Source organism: Alphaproteobacteria bacterium SS10 (genome assembly GCA_019192455.1).
Classification (GTDB): domain Bacteria; phylum Pseudomonadota; class Alphaproteobacteria; order TMED2; family TMED2; genus TMED2.
Genome location: JAHCML010000003.1, coordinates 1290994 through 1303039 on the forward strand (window position 1 = coordinate 1290994; position 12046 = coordinate 1303039).

The 12046-nt window shown below is 56.7% G+C and carries 10 protein-coding genes and 2 tRNA genes; 5 read left to right on the plus strand and 7 right to left on the minus strand.

The window, feature by feature from the left end:
- Positions 1-25: 25 nt before the first annotated feature.
- The 6 genes from clpP to KI792_06355 form a co-directional block, all read right to left on the minus strand.
- Positions 26-688, minus strand: a complete 663-nt coding sequence (gene clpP, locus KI792_06330; GenBank protein MBV6632635.1) for an ATP-dependent Clp endopeptidase proteolytic subunit ClpP — start codon at positions 686-688, stop codon at positions 26-28.
- Positions 689-960: 272 nt separating this feature from the next.
- Positions 961-2286, minus strand: coding sequence for a trigger factor (gene tig, locus KI792_06335; protein ID MBV6632636.1), 1326 nt, complete (start codon positions 2284-2286; stop codon positions 961-963).
- A 60-nt stretch (positions 2287-2346) separates the two neighbouring features.
- Positions 2347-2431: transfer RNA gene (locus KI792_06340), tRNA-Leu, on the minus strand.
- Between the two features lie 164 nt (positions 2432-2595).
- A complete protein-coding gene (locus KI792_06345; GenBank protein ID MBV6632637.1) occupies positions 2596-2742 on the minus strand; it encodes a hypothetical protein in 147 nt (48 codons plus the stop codon).
- A gap of 280 nt (positions 2743-3022) precedes the next feature.
- The gene (locus KI792_06350; GenBank protein ID MBV6632638.1) at positions 3023-4501 is read right to left on the minus strand and encodes an NAD(P)H-hydrate dehydratase; all 1479 of its coding nucleotides are present in this window, start codon (positions 4499-4501) and stop codon (positions 3023-3025) included.
- Between the two features lie 66 nt (positions 4502-4567).
- A tRNA-His gene (locus KI792_06355) sits at positions 4568-4642 on the minus strand.
- A 315-nt stretch (positions 4643-4957) separates the two neighbouring features.
- On the opposite strand from KI792_06355, the gene KI792_06360 reads away from it, so the two are divergent.
- From KI792_06360 to KI792_06370, 3 genes are all read left to right on the plus strand, one after another.
- Positions 4958-5296: a P-II family nitrogen regulator gene (locus KI792_06360; GenBank protein MBV6632639.1), complete on the plus strand. Its 339-nt coding sequence runs from the start codon at positions 4958-4960 to the stop codon at positions 5294-5296.
- A gap of 175 nt (positions 5297-5471) precedes the next feature.
- On the plus strand, positions 5472-6881 hold the full coding sequence (gene glnA, locus KI792_06365) for a type I glutamate--ammonia ligase (GenBank protein ID MBV6632640.1): 1410 nt from the start codon (positions 5472-5474) through the stop codon (positions 6879-6881).
- Positions 6882-7088: 207 nt separating this feature from the next.
- Complete coding sequence (locus KI792_06370) at positions 7089-8840, plus strand: hypothetical protein (protein ID MBV6632641.1); 1752 nt, start codon at positions 7089-7091, stop codon at positions 8838-8840.
- A 16-nt stretch (positions 8841-8856) separates the two neighbouring features.
- Here KI792_06370 and KI792_06375 read toward each other — a convergent pair whose 3' ends face one another.
- Positions 8857-9252: an acyl-CoA thioesterase gene (locus tag KI792_06375; protein MBV6632642.1), complete on the minus strand. Its 396-nt coding sequence runs from the start codon at positions 9250-9252 to the stop codon at positions 8857-8859.
- A 149-nt stretch (positions 9253-9401) separates the two neighbouring features.
- Between KI792_06375 and parE the strand changes: the two genes are divergently transcribed.
- Both parE and KI792_06385 read left to right on the plus strand, forming a co-directional pair.
- Positions 9402-11408 (plus strand): DNA topoisomerase IV subunit B, encoded by a 2007-nt coding sequence (gene parE, locus KI792_06380; GenBank protein ID MBV6632643.1) that lies wholly within the window; start codon positions 9402-9404, stop codon positions 11406-11408.
- Positions 11401-11979 (plus strand): hypothetical protein, encoded by a 579-nt coding sequence (locus KI792_06385; protein MBV6632644.1) that lies wholly within the window; start codon positions 11401-11403, stop codon positions 11977-11979. The genes parE and KI792_06385 overlap by 8 nt, the downstream gene beginning before the upstream one ends.
- Positions 11980-12046 lie beyond the last annotated feature (67 nt).

Consider the following 12046-nt stretch of genomic DNA (forward strand, 5'->3'; position numbering starts at 1 on the left):
GCCTGCGCATTAACCGTTTTTACGATCAATTCTTCTTGTCGCCGCCTGATTTGCCGCCCTTGGTATCCTTATCATCCTCATCATCTTCTTCGGGTCGGTTCTCGACCACCTCATCGATGAGGCCAAACGCCTTAGATTCTTGTGGCGTCATAAAGTTATCGCGTTCCATCGCATTTTCGATGGTCTCGATATCTTGGCCGGTGTGATCGACATAAATTTGGTTCAGCCGCTCACGAGTTTTCAAGATCTCTTTGGCCTGGATTTCAATATCCGTGGCCTGCCCCTGCGCTCCGCCTGATGGCTGGTGGATCATGATCTTTGAGTTTGGCAGGGCAAAACGCTTACCCGGCGCACCGGCGGTTAGCAGCAGTGAGCCCATGGAAGCCGCCAAGCCCATGCAAACCGTCGACACATCACACTTGATGTACTGCATGGTGTCATACATCGCCAGGCCGGCAGTAACGACGCCACCTGGGGAGTTAATGTAGAAGGAGATGTCCTTCTTCGGGTTTTCTGACTCAAGGAATAGCAGCTGCGCGCAAATCACTGAGGCCACCTGGTCATGAACCGGGCCGGTCAGGAAGATGATCCGCTCCTTCAACAGACGTGAGTAGATGTCGAAGGCGCGCTCGCCCCGGTTGGTTTGTTCGACCACCATCGGGATGAGGGCGTTCATTTGCGTATCCATTTGCTTACCTCGGGTGTCCCAGTAGCTAAGAGCTAGCCATTCCATAGGACGTTACGGAGAGACTGATAAACAGGACAATAATGTCGATCCACGCGGGTGCAAGCGTGCGGTTTGTATATCAGCAAAAATTATCGCCCAAATTGGGGATCAACGATGGATGAGAGCCCTCAAACGCCATTTTCGGGCGCCCTAGCCTAAACGAAAAACGGCCACCTGAACTCGATCAAGGTGGCCGTTTCTCTATGTTTCATCCAGTGCGAGTTGAGGGATGCTTACTCTTCCTCTGGGCTCTCGGTGAGCTCTTCAACGCTAACCTTCTTCTCGGTGACCTTTGCCATCTCAACGATGAAATCCACCACCTTCTCTTCAAAGATTGGGGCGCGAAGCGTGGCAAGAGCCTCAGGATTCTTTTGATAGTACTCGATCACCTGGCCTTCTTGGCCTGGGAAGCGGCGCGCTTCATTGAACATCGCTTGGGTCAGAGATTGCTGATCGACTTCAATCTCGTTCTTACGGCCAACTTCTGAGAGGACCAGGCCGAGGCGGACACGACGCTCAGCGATGTCGCGATACTCTTTTTCCAGATCCTCGTCGGATTTGGCTGCATCTTCCTCTGACAGCTCACCGGCTTCTTTAGCAGCGGTGATCTGCTTCCAGATTTGCTCAAACTCGTTTTCCAGCATTGCTGGTGGCACATCAAAACTGAACTCACCGGACAGCTTGTCGAGAAGCTCACGCTTCATGTGGCCCCGGCTCATCTGGCCGAACTCATTCTCGAGCTGCTCTTTGACGGCTTCTTTCAGCTCATCGACGGTGTCTTTGCCGAAAGACTTGGCCATCTCATCGTCAATTTCTGGGGTGGCCAGCTCTTGGATGTTCTTGATCTTCACCTCAAACACAGCGGCTTTGCCGGATAGGCTCTCTTCGCCGTAGTTCTCTGGGAAGGTAACGTTCACAGTGACGTCGTCGCCGATGCTCTTGCCGACCAGCTGCTCTTCGAAGTTATCGATGAAACGGCCGCTACCCAACTCGATTTGGAAGTCTTCAGCCTGCATGCCCGGGCGACGTTCGCCGTCAACTGAGCCATCAAAATCGATGGTCAGCATGTCCTTCATTTTGGACTTACGCTTACGCTTCAAATCCTGCGGGGTTTGATTGCTGCTGGCGATACGCTCTAGCGCGTCGTTGATTTCTTTATCGCTGACCTCAGCAACTGGCTTCTCAAGCTTCAGCTTGCCGAAATCGATCAGCTCAAACTCTGGCAGCAGGTCGATCTTCAGGGTGTATTCGAGGTCGGTACCTTCCTCGAAATTCACGTCCTCAACCTGTGGGTTCGCCGCTGGGCGCAGCTCATTGTCCTCAATGGTTTTGGCAGCAGCGTCGTTCACCGCTTGCTCAACCACCTCACCCATGACGCTTTGGCCGTATTTCCGGCGCAGCATGGCAATCGGCACCTTACCTGGGCGGAAGCCTGGCATCTTCACCTCTTTGCCAAGCTCTTCCAGTTTACCGGTGACGCGCTGCTCAAGATCAGCAGCAGGGATCTTCACCCGGTAAGAACGGCTTAAACCTTCGGTGGTGGTTTCGGTAACTTGCATGCGATTTCTGCCCTATTGGCCCTGCTGGTCGTCAAAGAATTCTGTTTATTTCGGGATGCTTGGTGCGGGCGGAGGGACTTGAACCCCCACGGCCAAGGCCACTGGTACCTAAAACCAGCGCGTCTACCAATTCCGCCACGCCCGCGATCAAGCGCAAATCAGACCCTCAAAAAAGGTTCCAAAATGCCCGGTGGGTGCGGTTGGTAGCACAGTTTGCAGGGAGGTCAAAAGGAAGTTGCGCTGCCCTATCGCAAGGCAGCGCTACAATAATCTCATCAAAGGGGTGTTGAGAGCGGTTTTCGGCCCTTATCAAGCACTCTCTAATGCGGGGAACATACCGCGGAAGGCTTCAACGGCCAGGGTCCGCCGATCGGTCATCTCAATCCGACCATAGCGGCGCAGGCTGTAGCGGAATTGTACATGGGGGATACCGAAGGCATCTTGAGACACGCTCATCACCTCCGCCGTCTCTGTCAGGCCCGCTTGAATTGCCCTTTCATAGTGGCAGCCAATTCGTATTTCTTCCCGTGAATTGGACTTTCGTAAAATTTGTAGGAAATGCATTTTTCCCAACCTTGTAATACCTCGCTTAATCAAAGGGTTATTCGTTTTTCCTAGGCGTGCAACAATTTTAAATTCAGCTAATTTCGAAGCGAGTTTGGATAAAAATTGTAGCTATTTTTGTGTGAAATCGATGGGTTGGCCAACGCCACCCGGTGGCGTTCGAAAACTCCAACTAAGCTTTTGAAATATTGAGTAATAAATCGTCTGCAATGACGCCTGCGGTTCCAGCGTCGGCCGCCCTCGCCGCCTCGGCATGGTTGTAAACGCCAGCAGCAGCGGCGGAAAAAGCAGACACCCTGCGGGCCAGATAGGCACCGATTATGCCCGCCAGCACATCCCCGGTGCCTGCAGTGGCAAGGGCTGGGGTGCCATTCGTATTGATCAAAACCCGCCCATCAGGCCCCGCAATCACGGTATCGGGCCCTTTCAGCACCAGAACCGCGCCCGACTTCTCAGCCGCAGCGAGAACCCGATCAATTCGTGTTCCCTGAAGCTCTGGGAACAAGCGGGCGAACTCACCCTCATGGGGTGTAAGAACCGTTTGCCCGGGCAGCTGTTTGAAGAGGGCATCCCCCTCACCGGCAAAGGCATTTAAGGCATCCGCGTCCAGAACGGTGGCGCCAACAGAGGCAAGACCACGCTCTACATACTCTTTGGGTGACGGCAGATCGGCCAAACCGGGGCCCATTACAACGCTATCGGGCCTAAACCGTTTGAGGCAGGCATCCCAGCTCTCCACCCCTTCGATCTCAGCGACCAATAGCGCGCGTTCCCGTTGTCTAAGTGACGGCGTGGCACTGGATGGCGCTGCAATGCCAACCAGCCCGGCACCAGCTCGAAGCCCTGCCCCACCGGCTAAAGCGGCAGCGCCTGTCATCCAGGGGCCACCCAGAATCCATAGGCGCCCACGCTGATACTTGTGTTCAGCCATCTTGCGGTCAGGAATGTCAGAAGCCCAGCAATCGGGGTGGTTGAGGCCATAGAGCTGATCCGGCTCAGCAACATTGGCTGGGGTCAACCCTATCTCGGCGACCTCCAATAGGCCCGCTAGCTGGCGACCTGGTTGCAAGTAATGCCCGGGTTTTGGCCTAAAGAAGGTTACGGTCGCATCGGCCTTAACGGCAGCGCCACGAACGGCACCGGTTCGGCCATCAACGCCACTCGGAATATCAATCGCGATCACGGTCGAACTAGCGTCGTTTATTGACTGCACGAGGCTGGCGGCATCGCCGCCCAAATCCTTGTTAAGCCCGGCACCGAACAACCCATCTATTATATAGGTGACATCCGGCAGTGCATTTGTGGCCAAGGGCACAGCGTGCCCCCAGGCGCTGATCGCTTTGCCGCGATCACTATTGGGATCAGTAGATGGATCACCTGGTTCAATCGCTTCAGGCCAGGCCACGACCTCAACCCGCCATCCAGCCTCCCGCAGCTTTGCAGCCGCAACCAACCCATCTGCACCATTATTCCCAGGCCCGCACACAACCAGCACGGGTCCCTTCGGATAGCCGAACATTAGATGCTGGGCGACGGCGCCACTGGCGGCCAACATAAGGTCCCAGCTATCGCCACCCATGTCGACATAGCGGGCATCGGCCCGACCAGCCTGGTCAGGTGTCAGCAACCATTGGGTATCTGGGAAGGCCATGGAAGCGGTCCCGGCGAAACAAACTCAACCGGTTTAAGCATATAGAGATGTCTTAAAGGGGGGAACTGGGGCGACTGACGGGATTTGAACCCGCGACAGCTCGGATCACAACCGAGTGCTCTACCCCTGAGCTACAGTCGCCACACGCGCGTTGGGTTGGGCCAGCTGGCCTCGCCAGAGCGCGGTGCGTACGTTTGAAACATCGGCGATATAAAATCAAGCCTCTAGCAAGCGCATAAGCGCACGCGGAACAAACACGTTGCTGCCTAAAAAAGCGGCAACTGCCTAAATCACAAGCCGCGGCCCGTGGATTAGCTGTGCATCGACTAGACGCTAAAAGGCGAAGAACCGCAGTTTTCCTGACTTCTTACTGATGCCTTAAGGCTGGCACAGACCCTGCAATCCGCGCGGGGTGTTTTATTGCTGACCGAACCTTCCCCAACAGAAAGCCTTCCCATGAAAAAGATCGAAGCGATCATCAAGCCGTTCAAACTCGATGAGGTTAAAGAAGCCCTCCATGAGATTGGCATCAAGGGCCTGACCGTGACGGAGGCAAAAGGCTTTGGTCGTCAGAAAGGTCATACCGAGCTGTATCGGGGTGCTGAGTATGTCGTCGACTTCCTGCCAAAGGTGAAGGTCGAGGTCATTATGGATGATGAGTTGGTCGAACGTGCGATTGAAGCCATTCAAACCGCCGCGCAAACCAGCCGCATCGGTGACGGCAAGATCTTTGTCTCAGCGATTGAAGAAGTAATCCGCATTCGGACCGGCGAGCGCGGTAGCGAGGCCGTCTAACCCACCCTCTTTTTAGAATTCGACTGGCTGGCCGAACGCCCAATAGAGATGGGCCAGGCCACCCGAGCGGCGAAACGCGGGGGACGCCACTCACAAAAGCCAGACGATCCCACTCCTCCCAGGCCGCGCGCTTAGCGGTCACATATCTCACCATTAAATGAAGGATGACGCCACCATGGCAGACGTGAAGACGATCATGGAAATGATCAAAGAGCACGACATCAAATTCGTGGATTTCCGCTTCAGCGATCCACGCGGGAAGATGCAGCACACCGCCCAGCATGTGAACACGATCGACGAAGAGATGCTGACTGAAGGCGTGATGTTCGACGGCTCCTCGATCGCTGGTTGGAAGGCGATTAATGAGTCCGACATGATCCTCAAGCCGGACCTGTCCACCGCCCATATGGACCCGTTCTCAGCCCAGCCACTGCTGAACCTGTTCTGCGACGTTTACGAGCCATCCACTGGCCAGCCGTATGCCCGTGACCCACGCTCAACCGCTAAAGCTGCTGAAGCCTACCTCGCGTCCACCGGCATCGGTGACACCGCGTTCTTCGGCCCAGAGGCTGAGTTCTTCGTCTTTGACGACGTTCGCATGAAGGTCGACATGAACGAGATCAGCATCAAGCTGGACTCTGAAGAAGGCCCCTACGCCAGCGGCGACGAAATGGAAATGGGCAACATGGGTCACCGCCCAGGCGTTAAAGGCGGTTACTTCCCAGTGGCACCAGTCGACAGCATGAACGATCTCCGCGCTGAGATGGTTAGCACCCTCGACGAAATCGGCGTTCCAGTTGAGAAGCACCACCACGAAGTTGCCCCATCTCAAAACGAGCTGGGTATCAAGTTCGACACCTTGGTGACCTGTGCTGACAACATGCAGCTCTATAAGTATGTGGTGCACAACGTTGCCCATGCTTACGGCAAGTCGGCCACCTTCATGCCGAAGCCAATCTTCGGCGATAACGGTTCCGGCATGCACTGCCACCAGTCGATCTGGAAAGGCAATGAGCCAACTTTTGCTGGCTCTGGTTATGCCGATCTGTCTGAAACCGCCCTTTACTACATTGGCGGTATCATTAAGCACGCCCGCGCGCTGAACGCCTTCACCAACCCATCGACCAACAGCTACAAGCGTCTGGTCCCAGGTTATGAAGCACCAGTTCTGCTGGCTTACTCCTCACGGAACCGTTCTGCTTCTTGCCGGATCCCATATGTGACCAGCCCGAAAGCCAAGCGCGTTGAGGTTCGCTTCCCAGATGCGACCGCCAACCCATATCTGGCCTTCGCAGCTATGCTGATGGCTGGCCTCGACGGCATTCAGAACAAGATCCACCCTGGCGATGCCATGGACAAAAACCTGTACGACCTGCCAGCTGAAGAGCTGGAAGCCGTGCCGACTGTCTGCGGTAGCCTGCGTGAAGCAATCGAATCGCTGGCCGCAGATCACGAATTCCTGCTCAAAGGGGACGTGTTCAACAAGGATCAGATCGATGGCTACATTGACCTGAAGATGGAAGAAGTTGAGGCATTCGAGACCATGCCACACCCCATCGAGTTCCAAATGTACTACAGCGCCTAAGGCGCAGAATTCTGCCGATTTTGACAGTTTTTCAAACCCTGTCAGCGGCGCAAGAAACAAGGGGTCCGGCCAGTTCGGGCCCCTTTTTCGTGCCCCATCACCATTTCAGAAACTTCAGTTTTCCACAGGATTTAGCGGCCTAAAGGTGCGCTTCCCACCACATGTTGTAGCGTGACGCATTGGATTCGTTTGCCCAAAGGCCCGCCCATGCGCGCTCCATCGCTATTCATAAACCGCCATTCGTTCGGTGCTCTCGCCCTGACCGCGCTCCTGGGGCTGCCAGCAAATGCACAGACCATTGCAGGCCAGGCACCAGGCTATTTGCCAGCAGCCCCGCGCACACCGGTGGCAACGACGGCGTTTAACCCGCTGCAGGCTGGCCATGTTGTTACTGGCGGCGCCGTGGTTGAACGGGCAGGCATTCTGAATGTTGAGGGCAACACGATCCGGCTACTTGGCATCATCGTGCCATTGGAGACCGCCGCACAAAGCAGAGCGGCTGGTGACCTTATCCGTCTTACGAACAACCAGATTGTTGAATGTGCGATCGTCGGCACTGACACCGATGGCCTGGCGCTTGGTGCTTGCGGTACCGATACCTTCCCCAATCTTGCCCTGGCCATGATCGATAGTGGCCGTGCCCTGGTGGATCGTCAGCAGGTCGCCGGCACCCCGGTTGCAGACCTTTATCTTGATGCTGAGCGTCAGGCACGTCGTGCCGATCTCGGCCTTTGGGGACCTGAGGCAGGTCCAGTGCCGCGCCACCTGGCGGGCATTCCCCGCTCCACCCCGTCTGATTTGGCTCCTCCGGGCCGTAAACCTGGTATGGAGAACCTAGTTGCCAGCCTAGGTGTTGGCCCTGTCCTGCGCCTGCAGGATGGCACTGAGGTTCCAATTAACACCCTGGTCGCCGCCGCTACCCAAGCAACACCAGCAGCACCGGCTGAAACCATGGCGGCTGATCTAAGCGCCAGCTTCGTTCCGCCCGATGTGCCGCTGCCCAATGCACGCCCAACTGGCACCCCGCCCGCCTCCCAGCTGGATCTTTACACCCTTGGCTTGAGAGAACTGCCGGGCAGTGAGATGTCACGACAGGTTGCCAGCCTCGATGGCCCTGCCCCGATGGTGCTTGAGCAACAAGCCGCTGGCGTTGGCAATGGCCTCGTTAGCCTGATCGGGCATCTGGATCAGGTCATTAACCGTCATCAAGCGGCCAAGGATAATGGCCAGCTATACCTGCCAACCGCACCTGGCCAATCGCCACGAACTGAACCACTCAATGGTGGCATTAGCTTCTTTGGTTGGTTGCTACTACTGAGTGCTAGCGGTGCCTTCGGCGCCGCGGCTGCCTATGCCTATCGTTGGTATTCCGGCCTTTGGCCTTGGGAGCGTGTCACCACTGAACCTGCAGCTGTTTGGGCTGAGCGTCAGCGCCAGGCCCTGGTGCTGGCTCAAGAGTTAGACCGGGAGGCACTAAACCTATCCTTTGCCCTGTCTGAGCGTGCCGACATTGCGCGGCTTGCAGCTGCCAAGCCATCGGGCCGCACTGCCGGTGATCTTAGGACGCTGCGCGTCGATCCACTTAATCTCATTACTGATAACTGGGACCGCATTGGCCGGATCAGCCGATCCATTGGCCTGCAGGCCCGTATGCTGCACAGCCGGATGGCGGAGTATGATCGCCGGGTTAGCGAGCTTGCGACCATGGCCGCTGATGGCCGCCTGCATGAGAGTGGGCATGAGGTGTTTGGTGCCCTGGCCAAGCGGTTGGATGAACTATCCCTGGAATCCAAGGCACTGCATCAATCCTTGCGCCAACGAACCAAGGCTGCAAAGCCAAAGCGTCGGAAGCAACGACGCCCTGCCAGTGCCCGCACCACGGCGCGGGTTAAACAGGATGTGCGTGTCGCCCCGCTTGGCCCATCAGTTGGTGGTTGGTCAGAGGTTGCGCGTGCGTAGTGCAGAGCGTTCAGGATCAGTTGTCCGTCTGTTTAACCGGTCGGGGTCGTCGGTCCTCACCCAAGGCAACATAGGTAAAGTCACCCTCGGTCACCTTGACCGCATGGCCGTTAATACGATTGCGGGCATAGGTGGTGACCTTCACCGTGACGGAGGTATTACCAACCCGGACCAGGTCGGCGTAGCAAAGCACATCATCGCCAACCATCACGGGCTTATGAAAGGTCATGGCCTGGACCCCGACGGTGGCGACACGGCCCTTGGCCTCTTCAATGGCGAGGACACTGCCGGCCAAATCCATTTGGGCCAGCAGCCAACCGCCAAAGATGTCGCCATTCGGGTTGGCATCGGCCGGCATGGCAATGGTGCGGAGCGCCGGCGCGTCCTTAAAATCGTGCTGAATGTCGCTCATCGGCTAAAGTCTCTGTTATGGCTTGCGGCGGCGGCTGGCACCTATCAACTAGACAAGCCCGAGCCGTGGCGCCAAGTTTTGGCCTAGGGTTTAGCCATAAAGCAAATCGCTACTCGTATTGACCAGTCGTTTCGAAAGTTCTGCATTTCATGTCCGATCTCTTCGCTAGCAAAACCCCGGATGAGAATAGCTATACCGCCCAGGAAATTGAGGTCCTGGAAGGCTTGGAGCCGGTACGCCGGCGCCCGGGCATGTATATCGGCGGCACGGATGAGCGCGCGCTGCATCACCTCTTTGCCGAAGTGCTCGACAACTCAATGGATGAAGCCGTCGCCGGCCACGCCAATCGGATTGAGGTGTCACTGACTAAAGACGGGACAATTACGGTCTCAGATAATGGCCGGGGAATTCCGGTCGACCCGCACCCGAAGTTTCCGGATAAATCCGCACTTGAGGTCATCATGACCACCCTGCACTCAGGCGGTAAGTTTGAGGGCAAGGCCTACGCAACATCTGGCGGCCTGCACGGTGTTGGTATCTCCGTTGTGAACGCCCTCGCTGATAAGATGAGCGTTGAGGTCGCCCGGGATCGCCAACTCTGGCGGCAAGAATTCTCCCGCGGCAAGCCCCAGGGCAAGCTTGAGAATGTAGGCCCGGTCCATAATCGCCGGGGCACGACGGTGACCTTCCACCCAGATGCAGAGATCTTTGGCGCCAATGCAGTGCTGAAGGCCGAGCGCATTTATCGGATGGCCAGGTCTAAGGCCTATCTCTATCGCGGTGTTGAAATTCGCTGGCAATGCGACGCCGACATGCTGCCCGCCAATTCGGAAGTGCCTGCCGAGGCTGTGCTGCATTTCCCAGGCGGGCTGCTCGACTTCCTCGTCTCGGGCCTTGGCGACACCCCCATCCTAACCGCCGAGCCGTTTCATGGGCAGGCCGATCTCGCCGATGATAAAGGCCGTGTTGAGTGGGCGGTTGCCTGGCCAATGCGCGGTGAAGGCTTCACCAGCACCTATTGTAATACGATCCCAACACCGCAAGGCGGCACCCATGAGAGCGGCCTTCGCACAGCTCTCACCCGCAGCCTTAAGGGCTTCGGTGAGTTGGTGGGCAATAAGAAGGCAGCGCAGATTACCAGTGACGATGTCCTGGGTGGTGCCAAGGTTCTGCTGTCACTTTTCCTGCGAGACCCACACTTCCAAGGTCAAACGAAGGAGAAGCTGGCCAGTGCCGAGGCTAGCCGCCTGGTCGATAACGCAATCAAAGACCGGTTCGATATCTGGCTCTCAAATGATCCCAATGCGGCCAAGCCACTGCTTGAGGCGATTATCGAGCGTGCTGAAGAGCGCCTCCGCGCCCGCGCCGCTCGCGATACATCACGTAAAACCGCGACGAAGAAGCTGCGCCTTCCCGGCAAGCTCGCGGACTGCACCCTCAACACATCTGAGGGCACCGAGCTCTTCATCGTTGAGGGTGATAGTGCGGGCGGTTCAGCGAAACAGGCCCGACGGCGCGAAAGCCAGGCTGTACTACCCCTGCGTGGTAAAATCCTGAATGTTGCCAGTGCATCGGCTGACAAGCTTAAAGCCAATCAGGAGTTAAGCGACCTCGCGCTCGCCCTGGGCACCAAACTTGGCAAAGATTTTGACCCCAATGATCTGCGGTATGAGCGGATCATCATCATGACCGATGCTGATGTGGACGGTGCGCATATCGCGTCCCTGCTCATGACCTTCTTCTATAAACAGATGCCTGGACTGATTGAGACTGGGCGCCTGTTCATCGCGCTGCCACCACTCTATCGCCTGGCGAAAGGTGGGCTTGTTCACTACGCCCGTGACGATGAACACAAGGATGAGTTGATGGCGGGCGTGTTCAGTGGCCGGGGTAAGATTGAGATATCCCGCTTTAAGGGCCTGGGCGAAATGCCCGCCGCCCAGCTGCGCGAGACCACCATGGACCCGGACAAGCGTTCCCTGATGCGGGTCTACATCCCGCAGCAGACCGATGATGGTGTTCCAGAGGCTGGTAAGCCAATCGGTGCCGATCCGGCGACCAACACTCTTGTTAATGACCTTATGGGGAAACAGGCCGATGCCCGGTTCCGCTTTATCCAAGACAATGCCCGCTTTGTTGAGGAACTGGATGTTTAAGCCCGCCCTGCTCAGTGCCGCGCTACTGATCCTCGCGGCGTGCACCAACCACACCCAGATTGGCAGTGCCAGCCTGCAGCCAGCCTATTCACCACGGGACCTCGCCTATGCTGGCGCTGGTCGCGATATGGAGGTGAAGGTCTTCGGCAATCCGTTCAGCCCAGGGATCCCTGATCCGGAGTTTGCGGAAATGATGGCCGAGGCCATGCGCGGCAAGCACTTTGGCCCGGCGATTAACTTCACCACCAAACCCGATGACAGTGCCCGACCGAACTACCGGGTCGTTATGCTGTTCTCTCAGGAAACACCACAAACAGGCTTCCGAATTTGCGAGCGAGTGGCGGTCGGTCAGGTACCAGTGACCACCGAATCGAGTGGCTCGATTCCCGTAAAAATGGCCTTTTGTAATGGTCGAAAACTGCTGACCGAGGTTCTTGCTCATCTAGGCGGTGGTCCGGGTGTAACCGTTGAATCAGCCTCTCAGCTCGTCTCAAACATGACGCCAGTTCTGCTGCCAAATCGCAATCCGGTCAGCAGTGACCCGCTAGATAGCGACTATACCCTATTCTAATCATTGAATAATTTCGCTTGGCTGTGGCCAAGGCTTAAGCGCCCGTGGTGATGACCGACCGGGCGCT